Below are 17,548 nucleotides of genomic sequence, written 5' to 3'. Positions count from 1 at the left end.
ACTACTAAAATGAAAAAACAAATTTTACTTTTTTTGAGCATAATATTAACTAGTTTTTATACTTATAGTCAAGCACCAAGAGGATTTTATCTAGCAGCTGGATATAGTCAAACTAGTTTAAAATCTTCTGATTTTTTATCCGAATCAAAGCCTGGTTTTTTTGTAGGAACTAATTTTAACTTTGGTTATCATGAGTCTTATAATTATCAAGTAGAGTTACTTTATAAAAATAATACTATGGGTGCTAAATATGTTGACAATTCTTTTTCTCAAGTTAGAGAAGCAGATTTAAAATATGCAACAACTGAATTAGGTTTTTATTTGAATTATTACATCATTAAGCCAGATGAAGGCAAATTCTTTTTTGGTCCACAAGCAGGTATTTTTGCTTCATTTGGAAATAAATTATCCTCAAATAATGAAGATCAAAATGGACAAAATTATTTACCCTATTTAATCAAAAGTGGTGAATTTGATAATTTTGCAAAGATAAATTATGGTTTTGGAGCTGGATTAACTGGCGGTTATAACAAATTTAGATTTGACATCAGATATAGTATGGGTTTGCCAAACATGCTTGCAGAATTTAAAACAAATAGTTATGACGAGAATAATATCTATACTGGTCCAACACTTTCTGGAAAAACGAGTAGCTTAACTTTTGGTGTGAGTTATATGCTTTTGACAAGTACAAATAATTGATAAATTATAAAAAAAAGTCCCGAATCAATCGGGACTTTTTTCTATAAACTAGCAATCGCTTTTTCTAATCGTTTGATGGTTTCTTCTTTTCCAATCAATTCTACAATATCAAAAAGATGTGGTCCTTTTAAAGCACCGACCAAACTCAATCTAAAAGGTTGCATTACTTTACCCATTCCAATTTCGTTTTTAGTCATCCAATCTTTTACAATCGTTTCAATATTTACGGATGTGAAATCGCCAATATTCTCTAATATAGAAATCAACTGTTGCATTAAATTTGGTGTTTCTTCTTTCCAATTTTTAGCTGCTTTTTCATCGTAAGATGTTGGAGCAACAAAGAAATAATCTGATAATTCCCAGAAATCGGATACGAAATTAGCGCGTTCTTTAATCAACGATGTTATTTTTGTCACATTGAGCGCTCCCGAAACTTCGGAAGAAATGCCTTTTTCTGCCAAAATAGGAGCAAAGGCTTTCGCCAAACTTTCATCGCTTTGTTTTTGTAAATATTGATGATTAAACCATTTATTTTTTTCAGGATCAAATTTAGCACCAGCTTTATGAACTCTGTTCAAATCAAATTTTTCACACAATTCTTCTAATGAAAATAACTCTTGATTGGTTCCATCATTCCATCCTAAAAGAGCCAAAAAGTTAATTACAGCTTCAGGAAAGAAACCTTTCTCTCTGTAACCAGATGAAATTCCTTCTTCGCTTTTCCATTCTAATGGAAATACTGGAAATCCCATTTTATCTCCATCACGTTTTGATAATTTTCCGTTTCCAATTGGTTTTAATATCAACGGTAAATGCGCAAATTCTGGTGCTTCCCAACCAAATGCTTTGTACAATAAAACGTGTAAAGGCATACTTGGCAACCATTCTTCACCACGAATAACGTGAGAAGTTTCCATTAAATGATCATCAACAATATTCGCTAAATGATAAGTCGGCATTCCATCCGATTTGAATAAAACCTTATCGTCTAATAAATTAGTTTCAAATTTAATGTCTCCACGAATGATGTCATTCAAATGCAACGTTTCATTTACAGGAGTTTTAAATCGGATAACATAATCAGCACCAGATGCAATTCTTTTATCTGTTTCTTCTTTTGAAATTACTAAAGAAGTATCTAATTTTTCACGAATAGACCAGTTATAAATAAAAGTTTTTCCTTCTGATTCATATTGTTTTCTCAAAGAATCTAAACTTTCTGCAGAATCAAAAGCGTAATAAGCATTTCCTGACTCAATTAATTGATCAGCATATTGTTTATATAAATCTTTTCTTTCCGATTGACGATAAGGTCCAAATTTTTCGTTCTTCCCAATGGTTTCACTTGGAGCAATTCCTAACCATTCTAAAGCTTCCATAATGTATTCTTCTGCTCCAGGAACAAACCGATTTTGGTCGGTATCTTCAATTCGCAAATAGAAAACACCACCATGTTTTTTTGCAAATAAATAATTAAATAAAGCGGTTCTTACACCACCAATATGCAATGGTCCAGTTGGACTTGGTGCAAAACGCACACGAACTTGTTTAGACATTTTTTTTGTATAAAATTAATTCAATATGCAAAGATACAATTTCAAAAATCAATTTCAATTTCAAAAATCAATTTCAAAATCGTAAAGTGGTTACTCTCATTGTTGACTTTTGAAATTGTTATTGACATTGCTTTTTGTGTTTTAGAAAGATTTAACTTTTATCCTAAGTATAAATTTGTATTTTTATCGGTTATAAACATAGTATCAACAATTTTGGAACATCAAAACATTATATTCGATAAACTCGAACAGTTTATTAAGAAGTTTTACACAAACGAACTACTTCGTGGAACCATTTTCTTCGTTGGAATTGGGTTGCTTTATTTTCTTTTTACGCTTTTTGTTGAGTATTTCCTTTGGTTAAAACCTACAGCTAGAACCATTTTATTTTGGACATTTATCGTAGTGGAACTTTTCCTGCTATTGCGATTTATTTTATTTCCTCTATTTAAACTATTCAAACTTCAAAAAGGAATTAACTATGATGATGCTTCAAAAATTATTGGAAATCATTTTAGTGAAGTGGGCGACAAGCTTACTAATTTTTTACAATTGTCTCAAGATAAAAATAAATCAGAGTTGTTAGTTGCTTCTATTGAACAAAAAGCAAATACATTGCAACCTATTCCTTTTGGTAACGCCATCAACTTCGGAACGAATAAAAAATATTTGCCTTTAGCGATTATACCAATTTTGTTCTTTTTATTTTTTATGATATCAGGACAAAGCGATATTATTTCTCAAAGTTTTAATCGTGTGGTAAATTATAAGCAACAATTTTTGCCACCAGCACCATTTGAATTTCAAATATTAAATAAAAATTTACAAACAGAACAGAACAAAGATTTCGTTTTGAAAGTTAAAACGAATGGTAAAATTGTTCCTGAAAACGCGATGATTTTTATAGATGACGAAAGTTATTTTATGGAAAGCAGTAAACCTGGAGAATTTCAATTTGTGATACCAAAACCTAAACAGAATATTGAGTTTCACATAGAAGCAAATGAGGTTTCATCTGCTGTTTATGAACTTAAAGTAGTAACCGTTCCATCGATTGCTAACTTTGAAATGGTTTTAAACTTCCCAAGTTATTTGAATAAAAAATCTGAAGTGATTAAGGGTACAGGAAATGCAGTTATTCCAGAAGGAACAAGAATAACTTGGCGTATGAATACTTTGGCAACTCAAAAAGTGGATTGGGTTGGCGCTAATTCTAAGTTTTCTTTTTCTAAAAACGAAAATCAATTTTTATTATCTAAAAGTATTGTTCAAAATACAGATTACCAAATTATTACATCAAATAATAAGGTTCAGAATTACGAAAAATTAAACTATCAAATTTCGGTTATCAAAGATCAATATCCAACAATTGCTGTTGGAAATGCTCCAGATAGTTTAAAGATTGCTAAAAACTATGTTTTAGGACAAGTTTCAGATGATTATGGGCTTTCTAAGCTTCAAATTATTTACTATCCAAAAGATAATCCTTCTAACGCTAAACGTGGAACAATTAATGTTAAGCGTGATGTTTATGACCAATTTGTATTCGCTTTTCCAAGCAATTTACCAATTCAACAAGGCGTATCTTACGAATATTATTTTGAAATTTTTGACAATGATGCTATTCATAATTATAAAAGTACTAAATCTTCTGTTTTTTCTCATAGAGAAGCAACCGATGTTGAAAAAGAAGATCAATTGCTTGAACAACAAAACGATAACATCAATTCACTAGAAAAATCACTCAAAACACAAGAGAAGCAATTTAATGAAATGGATAAGCTTCAAAAAATGGGTAAGGAGAAAGATAATCTTGAATTTAAAGAGCAACAAAAGGTAAATGATTTCATTAAACGTCAAAAGCAACAAGATGAAATGATGAAGGAATTTGCCGAAAAAATGAAAGATAATCTTGATAAAGTGAAGACGGACAAGAAGGACGAAATGAAAGAATTATTGAAAGAACGTCTTGAAAAGGTTGATAAAGATTTCGAAAAAAATAAAAAACTTCTTGATGAATTAAAAGAGTTGAACGATAAAATTCAAAAGGAAGAATTGTTCGAAAAAATGGATAAGCTTAAACAGCAAAGTAAAAATCAAACTAAAAGTTTAGAACAATTAGTAGAGCTTACTAAAAAGTATTATGTAGAAAAGAAAGCTGAACAAATTGCTGATAAATTAGAAAAATTAGCTGAGAAACAAGATAAATTATCTGAAAATGAAAAGGAAAATTCTACAGAAAAACAAGAAGAAATTAATAAGGAGTTTGACGAAATTCAAAAAGAATTACAAGATTTAAAGAAAGACAATGAAGAGTTAAAATCTCCAGTTGACTTACCTGAAACTGCTCCAAAAGAGAAAAGTATTGATGAAGATTTGAATAAAGCTTCTGATGAATTGAAGAAGCAATCAAAAGCTGGTGCAAAACCAAAACAAAAAAGTGCTTCAAAGAAAATGAAGCAAATGAGTCAAGATATGCAAGAAAGCATGGAAGCTGGCGAGCAAGAACAAATGGAGGAAGATGTGGCAATGTTACGTCAGATATTAGACAATCTTTTAGCTTATTCTTTTTCACAAGAGGACGTAATGAAGGAATTTAAAGGTTTAAAAAGAGGTTCTCCATCTTTTAATAAAAACCTTAAAATTCAACAAAATTTAAAACAACAGTTCAAGCATGTTGATGATAGTCTTTTCGCAATGTCTTTACGTAATCCAAAAATCGCAGAAGATGTAACTAAAGAAGTAGGTAATGTTCAATATAATGTTGATAAAGCTTTAGAAACTTTAGCTGAAGCAAATGTTGTAAAAGGCGTTTCTCACCAACAATTTGCCGTTTCGTCTGCTAATAAACTTGCTGACATGCTTGCTTCAATTATGAATTCCATGCAAATGTCGATGTCAATGCCTATGTCTGGATCAGGAAAAGGAAAGCCATCACCAGGTCAAGGTTCAGGAATGCAATTGCCAGATATTATTAAGAAGCAAGAAGGTCTTGGTGAAAAAATGAAGAAAGGAATGAAACCAGGACAAAAACCTGGTGATGGACAAAGTGGTAAAGACGGCGAAAAGGAAGGTGGAAAAGAGGGCAAAGGAAAAGAAGGAAAGGATGGTAAAGGTAAGGATGGAAAAACGGGTCAAGGTTCTGGAGGAAATGGAAACTCTCAAGGAAACAATAATGGTGAGAATGATGAAGATGGTGAAGGCGATGCAGAAAAAATTATGGAAATTTATAAAGAGCAACAACAGCTTCGTGAAGCTTTGCAAAACGAACTAAATAAAAAAGGTCTTGGTGGCGCAGGTCAAAACGCTATTGATCAAATGAAACAAATTGAAAAGCAATTATTGAATAAAGGTTTTAATAATGAGGTTTTGCAAAAGATGTTGAACCTTAAATATGAAATGCTAAAACTTGAAAAAGCTACTCAAGAACAAGGTCAAGAGCAAAAGCGTCAAGCTGAAACCAATAAGAAAGATTATATCAACACATCTAATACACTTCCAACACGTTTGCAAGAATATTTAAATAGTGTTGAAATTTTAAATAGACAAACCTTACCTTTGCGCTCGAATTTTAATCAAAAGGTTCAAGAATATTTTAAAAAGAATGATTAGTTTTAATTACGAAACAGATTTTGAGTTACCAAATGAAGAACAATTTTCTTCTTGGATTTCCAATGTAATTTTATCTGAAAGCAAGAAAGAAGGTGATATAAATTATATCTTTTGTGATGATGAATATATACTTGAAATTAACAAGCAATATCTACAACACGATTATTATACTGATATTATTAGCTTTGATTATTCCGTAGGAAACGAATTACACGGTGATGTTTTCGTTTCTATTGATAGGGTTCGCGAAAATGCCAATGATTTTAATACCACATTTGAAGATGAACTTAAAAGAGTTATCATTCATGGTGTTTTACATTACTGTGGATATAAAGATAAATCAATTGAAGACGAGCAATTGATGCGTCAAAAAGAAGATGAAAAAATCAAGATGTTTCACGTGGAACATTAAGCAACTTTTTCAAATTACAAATAATAGTTCCACGTGGAACATTATCATAAATCAATTTTGATTTTAATAAAATAAGAAATGTTTTTAGAAAAATATGATGTTATAGTTGTTGGTGCTGGTCATGCTGGATGTGAAGCTGCTGCTGCTGCCGCAAATTTAGGTTGCTCTACTTTGTTGGTCACGATGAGTTTGCAGAATATTGCACAGATGTCTTGTAATCCTGCAATGGGTGGAATTGCAAAAGGTCAAATTGTTCGTGAAATCGATGCGCTTGGAGGTTATTCAGGAATTGTGTCTGATAAAACCGCTATTCAATTTAAAATGTTGAATAAATCAAAAGGTCCAGCAATGTGGTCACCAAGAGTTCAATCTGACAGAATGCGTTTTTCTGAAGAGTGGCGTTTAATGTTAGAGCGAACACCTAATGTTGATTTTTATCAAGAAATGGTTTCGGGTTTAAGTATTTCAAATGGCAAAATTGAAGGAATAAAAACTTCTTTAGGTATTGAGATTAAAGCTAAAACCGTAGTGCTTACTAATGGAACTTTTCTTAATGGTTTAATACACATTGGTGATAAACAATTTGGTGGCGGAAGAGCAGGAGAAAGTGCCGCATATGGAATTACTGAGGATTTAATTAAAGTTGGTTTTGAATCAGGAAGAATGAAAACAGGAACACCACCAAGAGTTGATGGACGTTCTTTAGATTATTCCAAAATGAGAGAAGAACCTGGTGACGAACGTCCTGATAAATTTTCTTATTCAGATGAAACCAAACCCTTAACTCATCAAAGATTGTGTCATATGACATACACTTCTTTGAACGTACATGATATTCTTCGTGAAGGTTTTGATCGCTCTCCAATGTTTAATGGTAGAATCAAATCACTTGGTCCAAGATATTGTCCGTCAATTGAAGATAAAATAAATCGTTTTGCTGATAAAGAAAGACATCAATTGTTTATTGAACCAGAAGGATGGGATACTGTTGAAGTTTACGTCAACGGATTTTCTACTTCGTTACCAGAAGATATACAATTTAAAGCATTACGTTCTGTTGAAGGTTTTGAAAAAGTTAAGTTTTTCCGTCCAGGATATGCTATCGAATATGATTATTTTCCACCTACACAATTAAAGCATACGTTAGAAACCAAGTTGGTTGAAGGTTTATATTTTGCAGGTCAAATTAACGGTACAACTGGTTATGAAGAAGCGGCATCTCAAGGATTAATGGCAGGAATCAATGCAGCTTTAAAAGTTCAAGAAAAAGATCCGTTGATTTTAAAAAGAGATGAAGCCTACATTGGTGTTTTAATTGACGACTTAATTACTAAAGGAACAGAAGAACCATATAGAATGTTTACTTCACGTGCCGAATTCAGAACGCTATTGCGTCAGGATAATGCCGATTTCAGATTAACACCAAAAGGATATGAAATTGGTTTAGCTTCAGAGAAACGTCTTCGTAGAATGGAAGAAAAATTTGAAGCTTCAGATAAAATGGTGAATTTTTTTAAAGAAACAAGTTTGACGACAGCAGAAGCAAATCCTGTATTAGAAGAAAAAGGAAGTTCTCCAATTGTTCAATCCGATAAGATGTTTAAGATTTTTACACGTCCACAATTGGAATTGGAAGATTTTTTAAAATTTGATAAAGTAAGAGATTACGCTGAAGCAAATAATCTCGACAGAGAAATTTTAGAGCAAGCAGAAATTCACGTTAAATATTCTGGATATATTGATAAGGAAAGAAATAATGCAGAAAAAATGACAAGATTAGAAAATTTCAAAATCCCAACTGATTTTGATTACAATCAAATTAAGTCAATGTCTATTGAAGCAAAACAAAAATTATCAAAAATTAAACCGGTTACCATTTCACAAGCATCAAGGATAAGCGGCGTTTCACCTAGCGATATTTCGGTTTTGCTAATTCATCTTGGAAGATAAAACATCAAATAGTATTATGTTCCACGTGAAACTTACCTTTTCAGGTATTGTTTTTGTTGATAATTTATCAATTTTTAGAATTACTTTAATTCGTAATTCATAATTTTTAATTCATATTTCATAAATGAAACACTTTTTAAAAGTAATAGATTATTCTGTTTCAAAAGAAACGTTCGATTTACTTCACAACGAAGAACTAGATATGTTGATTACGAATCCGCAACCTTCGTTAGAAAAACTTCCTAGTTATTATGAAAGTGTAGATTATATTTCTCATACCGATGGAAACAAATCGTTGTTTGAAAAAATGTATCAATTTGTAAAAGGAATTGCTTTAAAGAATAAATTAAAATTAATTAATTCACAATCTGCAAAAGGACGAATTTTAGACATTGGAGCAGGAGTTGGCGATTTTTTATCGGTTTGTAAAAATGATGGTTGGCAAACTGTCGGAATTGAACCAAGTGAAAAAGCTAAAACTATTGCAAAAGGTAAAGGCGTGTCATTTGTAGAAAATCAATCAGAACTTGAAGATCATTCATTTGATATAATTACTATGTGGCATGTTTTAGAACATGTTCCAGATTTAGAAAATCAAATCAAAGAATTAAAACGTTTAATAAAACCAAATGGGACAATTATTATTGCAGTTCCAAATTTCAATTCCTTTGATGCTAATTATTACGGAAAGTTTTGGGCAGCATTTGATGTGCCAATTCACTTATGGCATTTTTCAAAAACTGCGATTAAAAAATTATTTGCTGTAGAAAATTTAGAGTTAGTAAAAGTGCTTCCAATGAAATTTGACAGTTTTTATGTTAGCTTACTTTCAGAAAAATATAAAACAGGAAAAATGAATTATATCAAAGCTTTTTTCATCGGATGGAAGTCAAATCGCTACGGAAGTAAAAATTCAGAGTATTCATCGCATATTTATGTTCTAAAAAACGCTAAAAACTAAAATAAAAGCGAAATTTTAATCAAAATAAGTATAAACACAAAAGAATATTACCAAAAAAAGAACCTTTCTTAAATCGAATTTATAAAGGTCGATTTTAATAGATAAATCTTATTTGTATTTTTGATACAATAACAATCAATTATAGAAGTAAAAAACGTCAATTTTATAACTTTTTACCTTTTCCCATTAAAATTTTATACTTTTGGCAAATATTAAAAAATCAATAAAAAATTAAATCTAAGATTTACAAAATCCAATTAAAGTCAATAAAATCATGAGTAAAAAAATAATCGCAATTCTTGCACTTTCAGTTTCAATAATTTCTTGTAACCAAACAGGAACTACAAAAGAGTTTAAAACAGCTTATGTTGACACTTCTAAATTAATGGAAGAAAGTACAGAAGCTAAAGATATCGAAGAAAAATACAAATCAAAAGCTGAAGAAATGGGTGCAGAGTTGAAAGCTGAAGCTGCAAAATTTGAAAATGAAGCTGCAAATTTTAAGAAAAATGCAATGGCAAATGGTCAAGCATGGGCACAACAAAAAGGAGCAGAATTACAACAAAGAGAGCAACAATTGCAGTATGCACAACAAGGAATGTTACAACAATTACAAGGTGAAAGTGGCGTTGAAATGGACAGTTTAGTAACAAAATATAAAAGAATTTTTAAAGAATTTGGAAAAGATAAAGGTTACGATTATGTTTTCGGTACAGGTGAAGCAGCAACTGTTTTATATGCAAAAGAAAGCTATGATATCACTAAAGAATTAATCAAGTTAGTAAACGATAAATACAAATCGGAAGCTAAAAATGAAGAAAAAACTACAACTAAAAAGGAAGAAGCTAAAAAGTAATTTTCTTTTTATAATAATCAAACGCCTTTCTAACCGAAGGCGTTTTTTCTTTGTAATTGATTGACAATATTTTATATTTGCTATCTAAAATATACGCCAATGGAATTTATATCAGCTGAAGCAAAATACGTTTTGCAATTTATCAATCAAACCAATCGTTCCGTTTTTCTAACTGGAAAAGCAGGAACAGGAAAAACCACTCTTCTTAAGGAAATTATTCAAACAACGCACAAAAATTGTGTTGTTGTTGCTCCAACAGGTATTGCTGCTTTAAATGCTGGTGGCGTTACTATCCATTCCATGTTTCAATTGCCTTTTGGTGGATTCATTCCCGATAACTCTGTTGCGCAATTTAACGAAAATTCTAAGTTTGAAACACGCGCAACTTTGCGTAGACACTTCAGAATGAGTGGAATAAAGAAAGCCGTAATTAATAATATGGAGTTACTTATCATTGATGAAGTCAGTATGTTACGATCTGATTTGCTAGATGCTATGGACTTTATGTTACAATCGGTCAGAAAAAAAAATAGCCCATTTGGAGGTGTTCAAGTTTTATTTATAGGAGATTTATTACAACTTCCACCTGTGGTTCGTGATGAAGAATGGCGAACTTTAAGAAATTATTACAAAGGTAAATTCTTTTTTCATTCGCATGTAATAGAACAAAATCCACCATTGTATATTGAGTTGTCTAAAATTTTTCGTCAAACAGATGAGCAATTTATTTCGGTTCTTAACAATTTGAGAAATAACAAAATAACACAAAATGATGTTCAAGTTTTAAATCAATTTGTACAACCTAATTTCGATTTGAAAGCAAATAAAGGATACATCACTTTAACAACACACAACAACAAAGCAGATAGCATTAACCAACAATCGCTTGAGGATTTAGAAGGAATAAAAAGAGTTTATAAAGCCGAAATTACAGATGATTTTCCAGATAAAATTTATCCTTTGGAAGAAAATTTAGAATTAAAAATTGGCGCTCAAGTAATGTTTATTAAAAATGATCTGGCGTTTGAAAAGCGATTTTTCAATGGTAAAATGGGAATTGTAAAATCGCTTTCAGATAAAGAAATTTTGGTGCATTTTCCTGATGAAAATACGACCATTGAGGTTGAAAAATATGAATGGCAAAACATTAGATATTCGGTAAATGAAAATACTAAGGAAATTGAAGAAGAAGTTCTAGGAACATTTGTTCATTATCCTATAAAATTAGCTTGGGCAATTACCGTTCATAAAAGTCAAGGATTAACTTTTGATAAAGCAGCGCTCGATGTTTCGCAAGTTTTTCTTCCAGGACAAGCTTATGTTGCGCTTTCGCGTTTACGTTCTTTAAACGGCTTAATTTTGCTTTCTCCTTTGCAAATGAACGGCATTTCTAACGATCAAGATGTCATGGATTATTCTTTGAACAAAGCAACAGAAGAACTTCTTGAAACAACTTTGCAAAGAGACACAAAAAATTTCATTCGTAACTATTTGATTAATAGTTTTGATTGGGCTGATTTAGCACAACAATGGCGCAATCATAAGTTTAGTTATCTAGAAAGTGATAAATCCGCTAAGGCAAAACATGCGCATTGGGCAACAGAGCAACTTGAACGTTGTGATTCATTAATTGAACCCGCTTCAAAATTTATGTCACAACTGAATAAATTATTTTTTCAAGAAAATGCAGATTATCAGTTTATTAATGAAAGAATTCTTGCAGCTTACAATTATTTTTTCGAAAAATTAGACAAATTAGAATACGAAGTTTTGTATAAAATTGAAGAAGTTAAAAGGATAAAGCAGGTAAAACAATTTTACGATGAATTGCTTGATTTAGAAGATTTGCAAACCAAAGCTGTCATGCAATTAATGAAAGCTAAGTTGCTCATGGAAACTATTATCAGTAGAAAAACCATTACAAAATCTAATTTAAATTCTTCAGAAATAAAGAACTATAAGTTAAAAATGATTGATAAAGTAGTTGAAGATTTTAAACGAAACAATCAAAATTTGATAGAAGACAAAGAAGAGGTAAGCTATTACGAACCTAAGAAAAAGAAAGCAGAAAAAACACCAAAAAAAGCTACTACACAGATTACTTACGAGCTTTGGGTAGAAAAAAATTCAATAGAAGAAATTGCTAATTTGAGAAAGTTAACGGTCAATACAATTTTATCACATTTTACAAAACTAATTCAAGACGAAGCAGTTAGAATAGATGACGTCATGCCTGAAGATAAAATAGAAGCATTAACAAAAGCATTTTATGGATACAAAGAAGAATCACTAACACCAATGAAAGAACAACTTGGTGATGATTTTTCTTGGGAAGAGTTAAGAATGTTTAAAGCAAGCTTGAACGTTTAGAATTTAGCTCAACCAATACACACCTAATATTGCTGGAACAAAATAAATAGCAATCGTACGAGCACCATCATATTCTTTAGCTAATCGTTGACCAAAAAGCATCATCAAAAGTGAAATACATGAAAAAACACATCCGTAAAAACCAAACATTCTTCCGCCATTAATGTAGAGTTCAACAACTCCTACAACGCTTGAAATTCCGGCAATTAATTCAAAGAAAAGTAAGATTCCTGTTGCTTGTGGAACATAATTTTTCATAATGGTTTTTTCAAAATGAGGTTTCATCCATGACATATTATCATTCCAATGAAAAATTTTGTCATGGGCAGACATGATAAAAGTTATTGCCAAAAAAACTAACACTAAAACCGATGCTGTATTGTTCATTGTAATTTTATTAAATATTAGTAACAATTAAAGATAAACAAATTTGTTGAGAAAACACTTATTTTTTATGAATTAAACGAGTTAATTTTATGGACAAATCGGTTAAAATTATTTTAGCATTTCCATTGCGTTCAATATGGTAGGTTGCATCAGAAAGTTCTTTGAAAATTTCAGAGATATTATTTCCATTTACAAAGGGCGCAAAGTTTTCTAATTTAAATTTGTCAACAGTTGGTTCCATGTAAACTAATTTATCTGCTTGATAATTAAGTAATAAAGCTTGACGAAACATATCAATGCAATAATTTAAAAATTTCTTTTGAGCTTCTCGACCCAAACTGGCAATTTGATCACTCCAAGCAATTAAATCTTGAATAGCAGCAGCATTTCCTTTTGCTCTAAAAGCTGCTCGAACCCAATCTACAAACCATTTTTCAAAAGGCAATTCATCATTATCTTCTTTCAAAATATGTAATGCTTTATTATAATTTCCTTGAGATTGATGTGCAATTTTAAAAGCCAATTTTTCTTCAACTTTTTCACGTGAAACTAATGCTTCAGTAATTACATTTTCTGGTAAACCATTAAAATGAAGTACTTGACAACGGGAACGTATAGTTTGAATTATGTCTTCCTCATTTTCAGAAATCAAAATAAAAACCGTTTTATCTGTTGGTTCTTCAAGAAGTTTTAATAGCTTATTGGAAGCCGCAATATTCATTTTATCGGCCATCCAAATAATCATTATTTTATAACTTCCTTCTAAAGATTTAAGTGATAAAGATTTTAAAATTTCTTGAGCATCATCAACACGAATTTCTCCTTGTTTGTTGTTTACACCCAGAACTTTATACCAGTCTGACAATTCTCCATAAGGATTTTCGCTTATAAATTGTCGCCAATCTTGAATAAAATCAATGCTTTTAGGTTTAGATTTTACATCTTCAGTAGTCACAGTTGGATAAACAAAATGCAAATCTGGATGAGCTAAATTTTCAAATTTAATATTGCAAGCTTCGTTTTCTCCACAATTTTCGTTACCGGTATTTTGACAAACAATATATTGAGCATAAGCAATAGCCATTGGTAAAGTGCCACAGCCTTCAGGACCAATGAATAATTGTGCATGAGGAATTCTTCCTTTGCTTGCACTTAAAATCAAATGATTTTTTATGTGTTCGTGACCTAGTATTTCTGAAAATTGCATAAGACAAATATAAGGCAAAGAAAAATTATTAATGATTTTTAATGTTCAAAATATTTCATGTAAGTTTTTTTATACAAAAAAATATATTTCATAAGAAAAAAGATGTGATAATTGCTTTAAAATGCATTTTATCGATGAAATATGCTTTTAATCGATATTTAATTTTATTTTTGAAATCTGTAATCAATATGAAAGTCAGTTTACTATTTCTAAAAACATTAAAAAACGAACAAACAATGAATACTAAAGTTATTAAATTTTCAACTTTTATTTTGGTTGTAATTTTTTTCAATAATAATTGTTTTGCACAACTTTCAGTTCCTTTTAAAATGCGATTTCAGGATTTTGTAAAAGGCGATATGTCAGTAATTGCGAACAACAATACTAATAGAGTTGACATTAGTAATTCGGCAAATGTTGCCTATTATAATCAAACAAGTTCGGCTCAATTAAATGACGAATTTACGATGCAGTATATTGATATTGATGACGATAACTCCACATTTTCCTCCAGTAGTGCCGAGTTAATACTTGAAAATAGTAAAAATAAGAAAATAGTTTACGCAGGACTTTATTGGTCTGCTACGTACAAATATAATAGTGGTTATCAAAAGAAACAAGGAAAATTTGTTGCTGATGATAAAGAGAGAGAATCTTTTAACGAAGTAAAAATAAAACTTCCTAATCAAGAAAATTACATACCAATTATTGGAGAAATTCTTTATGATGGTATCAAAGATAAAGAACTAAAGGAGTTTGCACCATATGTGGTTTATGCGGATGTAACAAAGTTTGTAAAAGAATTAAAAACCCCTTCAGGAATATATACTGTTGCAAACATTAAAGCAACACAAGGAATGATAAGTGGTGGAGTTGCATCAGGATGGACTTTGTTTTTTGTTTATGAAGACGAAAAAATGTCAGGAAAATTCATAACAAGTTTTGATGGATTTGCTTCAGTAACAGATCGTTCAACAGATATTCTTTTCAATGGATTTGAAACACTTCCGAAAGGTAATGTAAATGCAAAAATTGCGTGTGCAGCTCTTGAAGGCGACAGTAACATGATGGGTGATCAATTATTATTCAACACAACAGGAAATATTAGAGATTTTATTCCGTTGACAAATGCTATCAGAAAGACAAATAATTTTTTCAATAGTTCAATAACAATTGAGGATAAATTCTTTACAAAACGAATTCCTGACAGTAAAAACACATTAGGATATGACACCTGTTTGATTACAATTCCTAATGAAAACAACGCAGTTATAGGAAATAATTCAAACGAAGCAACACTTCGATTAAAATCATCTGGAGATAGATATATGATGTTTTTTACTGCTTTCAATGTTGAAGTTACAGAAGAAGCTGTAAAACTTAAAAAAGCAAATAAAGATTTGATAGTTTCCTCTAAAATTGAATCTAAAGAAGTAGTAATCTCTAAAATAGAAAAAGTAACTACACAAAAGGAAATCAAAAAAGAAGAACAAATTACAGAAAAAGAAAGCATTGCGTTTAATGAAAAAGAAGTAAAAGAAAATGAAAAGGCAAAAGCTAAAGAAGAAAAGAAACTATTAGCACTTCAAAAAAAGGAGGAAAAGAAATTGAAAAAAGCGCTTGAAAAAGCTGAAAAAGAGAAACAAAAAATGCTTGCCGACGCTGAAAAATCAAGATTAAAACAGCTTAAAAAAGAAAGAAGAAACAAAAATAAAGATTCCGAAATTGCAAAAATTGAAATTTTAGATATTGCTGTTGATGATTTAGAAAAAGGATATTATATAGTGGCAAACGTTTTTGAAAAACCTTACAACGCAACAAATTTTATTAAATATTTGAAAGACAAAGGTATTAACGCAAATTATTTTATAAACAAAGCAAACAATTTTCGTTATGTCTATATTTCAAAAACAGATGATGAAAATGAAGCAATAAATCTTTATCAATCTAAGCTTAACAATACATACCAAGAACAAATTTGGATTTTATCAGTAAACAAAAAGAACAACAATTCACAACTTACAAACAATGATTATTAGTGTATTATTTCACGGAACCATTAAGTCAATAAAACATAAAAAAAACATGTTTCCATCACTATTTCACGGAATTGAAATAGGTGGTTTTATTTATACAAAAAACGGATTCAGAACTGTTCCTGCATCGGAAAAGCCAAAAAAATTCTTTGACAGAAAAAAGACTTAATTTTTGTCGTTTTTTGATAAAAAACAAAATAACTATATTTGCAGATTAATATCAATTAATACTTCAAATTAGATGAAAACCCTAAACGACTTCAACTTCAACAACAAAAAAGCAATAATAAGAGTAGATTTTAATGTTCCATTAGATGAAAATTTCAATGTAACTGACGCCAATAGAATCGAAGCGGCTAAACCTACCATTGATAAAATTCTTGCTGACGGTGGAAGTGTAATTTTGATGTCTCATCTTGGAAGACCAAAAGGCAAAGAAGATAAATATTCATTACAACATATCGTTTCAACCGTTTCAGCCGTATTGGGTAAAGAAGTTCTTTTTGCTTCAGATTGTTGTGGTGAAGTTGCACAAACTGCTGCTGCAAATTTAAAACCAGGGCAAGTTTTACTTCTTGAAAACTTACGATTTTATGCTGAAGAAGAAGCAGGCGATGTTGCTTTTGCAAAAGAACTAGCTTCACTTGGAGATATTTATGTAAATGATGCTTTTGGAACAGCACACAGAGCTCATGCTTCAACCACAATAATTGCACAATTTTTTCCAAACGAAAAATGCTTCGGACTACTTTTAGCTAAAGAAATAGATAGTTTAAATAGAGTTTTAAATAATTCTGTAAAACCTGTAACAGCGGTACTTGGTGGATCAAAAGTTTCTTCAAAAATTACTGTAATAGAAAACATTTTAGACAAAGTAGATCACATGATTATTGGTGGAGGAATGACTTTTACATTCATTAAAGCACTTGGCGGAAAAATTGGTGATTCGATTTGTGAAGACGATAAATTGGATTTAGCAATTGAGATTCTTCATAAAGCAAAACAAAAAAATGTTCACATCCACATTCCTGTTGATGTTGTAGCTGCAAATGCTTTTTCAAACGATGCGGAAACTCAAATCGTTGATGTTCGCGAAATTCCTGATGGATGGCAAGGACTTGATGCTGGACCAAAATCGTTAGAAAACTTTAAAAAAATCATAATGGATTCAAAAACAATTCTTTGGAATGGACCATTAGGTGTTTTTGAAATGGAAAAATTTGCTCATGGAACAATCACATTAGGTGAATATATCGCAGAATCTACTGAAAACGGAGCTTTTTCACTTGTTGGTGGTGGCGACTCTGTTTCGGCAGTGAAACAATTTGGTTTAGAAGACAGAATGAGTTATGTTTCAACTGGTGGTGGAGCAATGTTAGAAATGCTTGAAGGTAAAGTTTTACCTGGAATTCAAGCAATTTTAGACTAAAAACAGAATTTAACAATAATTAAACAGAATTTTACGTTATCCAATTGTAAGTTTGCAATTTAGCATAAAA

The 17,548-nt window shown here is 30.7% G+C and carries 13 protein-coding genes; 10 read left to right on the top strand and 3 right to left on the bottom strand.

Translation table 11 applies throughout. The features are described 5' to 3' along the window. The first annotated feature begins 9 nt into the window (after window positions 1-9). Window positions 10-702, top strand: coding sequence for an outer membrane beta-barrel protein (locus Q0049_RS06150; protein WP_298117689.1), 693 nt, complete (start codon window positions 10-12; stop codon window positions 700-702). Window positions 703-743: 41 nt separating this feature from the next. Here Q0049_RS06150 and gltX read toward each other — a convergent pair whose 3' ends face one another. After that, a complete protein-coding gene (gene gltX / locus Q0049_RS06145; protein ID WP_298117687.1) occupies window positions 744-2,258 on the bottom strand; it encodes a glutamate--tRNA ligase in 1,515 nt (504 codons plus the stop codon). Window positions 2,259-2,471: 213 nt separating this feature from the next. Between gltX and Q0049_RS06140 the strand changes: the two genes are divergently transcribed. From Q0049_RS06140 to Q0049_RS06115, 6 genes are all read left to right on the top strand, one after another. After that, a complete protein-coding gene (locus tag Q0049_RS06140) occupies window positions 2,472-5,870 on the top strand; it encodes a DUF4175 family protein (protein WP_298117685.1) in 3,399 nt (1,132 codons plus the stop codon). Further along, window positions 5,863-6,282 (top strand): rRNA maturation RNase YbeY, encoded by a 420-nt coding sequence (gene ybeY / locus Q0049_RS06135; RefSeq protein ID WP_298117683.1) that lies wholly within the window; start codon window positions 5,863-5,865, stop codon window positions 6,280-6,282. The genes Q0049_RS06140 and ybeY overlap by 8 nt, the downstream gene beginning before the upstream one ends. A gap of 78 nt (window positions 6,283-6,360) precedes the next feature. Beyond that, window positions 6,361-8,232, top strand: a complete 1,872-nt coding sequence (gene mnmG, locus Q0049_RS06130; RefSeq protein ID WP_298117682.1) for a tRNA uridine-5-carboxymethylaminomethyl(34) synthesis enzyme MnmG — start codon at window positions 6,361-6,363, stop codon at window positions 8,230-8,232. 124 nt (window positions 8,233-8,356) lie between these two features. Next, the gene (locus tag Q0049_RS06125) at window positions 8,357-9,193 is read left to right on the top strand and encodes a class I SAM-dependent methyltransferase (protein WP_298117680.1); all 837 of its coding nucleotides are present in this window, start codon (window positions 8,357-8,359) and stop codon (window positions 9,191-9,193) included. 274 nt (window positions 9,194-9,467) lie between these two features. Continuing rightward, window positions 9,468-10,049 carry an OmpH family outer membrane protein gene (locus Q0049_RS06120; RefSeq protein WP_298117678.1) on the top strand — a complete coding sequence of 194 codons (582 nt, stop codon included), beginning with the start codon at window positions 9,468-9,470 and terminating at the stop codon, window positions 10,047-10,049. 99 nt (window positions 10,050-10,148) lie between these two features. Beyond that, the gene (locus Q0049_RS06115; RefSeq protein WP_298117676.1) at window positions 10,149-12,419 is read left to right on the top strand and encodes a helix-turn-helix domain-containing protein; all 2,271 of its coding nucleotides are present in this window, start codon (window positions 10,149-10,151) and stop codon (window positions 12,417-12,419) included. 3 nt (window positions 12,420-12,422) lie between these two features. On the opposite strand, the gene Q0049_RS06110 is transcribed toward Q0049_RS06115, so the two are convergent. Together Q0049_RS06110 and Q0049_RS06105 are read right to left on the bottom strand one after the other, a co-directional pair. Beyond that, on the bottom strand, window positions 12,423-12,806 hold the full coding sequence (locus Q0049_RS06110; RefSeq protein WP_298117675.1) for a DoxX family protein: 384 nt from the start codon (window positions 12,804-12,806) through the stop codon (window positions 12,423-12,425). A 58-nt stretch (window positions 12,807-12,864) separates the two neighbouring features. After that, the gene (locus Q0049_RS06105; RefSeq protein ID WP_298117673.1) at window positions 12,865-14,013 is read right to left on the bottom strand and encodes a DNA polymerase III subunit delta'; all 1,149 of its coding nucleotides are present in this window, start codon (window positions 14,011-14,013) and stop codon (window positions 12,865-12,867) included. A 236-nt stretch (window positions 14,014-14,249) separates the two neighbouring features. Here Q0049_RS06105 and Q0049_RS06100 point away from each other — a divergent pair, with 236 nt between their 5' ends. The 3 genes from Q0049_RS06100 (at window position 14,250) to pgk (ending at window position 17,478) form a co-directional block, all read left to right on the top strand. Next, the gene (locus tag Q0049_RS06100; RefSeq protein ID WP_298117671.1) at window positions 14,250-16,052 is read left to right on the top strand and encodes a hypothetical protein; all 1,803 of its coding nucleotides are present in this window, start codon (window positions 14,250-14,252) and stop codon (window positions 16,050-16,052) included. Next, window positions 16,042-16,218: a hypothetical protein gene (locus tag Q0049_RS06095; protein ID WP_298117669.1), complete on the top strand. Its 177-nt coding sequence runs from the start codon at window positions 16,042-16,044 to the stop codon at window positions 16,216-16,218. The genes Q0049_RS06100 and Q0049_RS06095 overlap by 11 nt, the downstream gene beginning before the upstream one ends. Before the next feature lie 72 nt (window positions 16,219-16,290). Further along, entirely contained in the window at window positions 16,291-17,478 is a 1,188-nt protein-coding gene (gene pgk, locus Q0049_RS06090) for a phosphoglycerate kinase (protein WP_298117667.1), read from the top strand. The last annotated feature ends 70 nt before the right edge of the window (window positions 17,479-17,548 follow it).

Origin of the sequence: Flavobacterium sp., assembly GCF_027484205.1 — a bacterium.
Classification (GTDB): Bacteria; Bacteroidota; Bacteroidia; order Flavobacteriales; family Flavobacteriaceae; genus Flavobacterium.
This window is presented reverse-complemented; position numbering and strand designations above follow the sequence as displayed.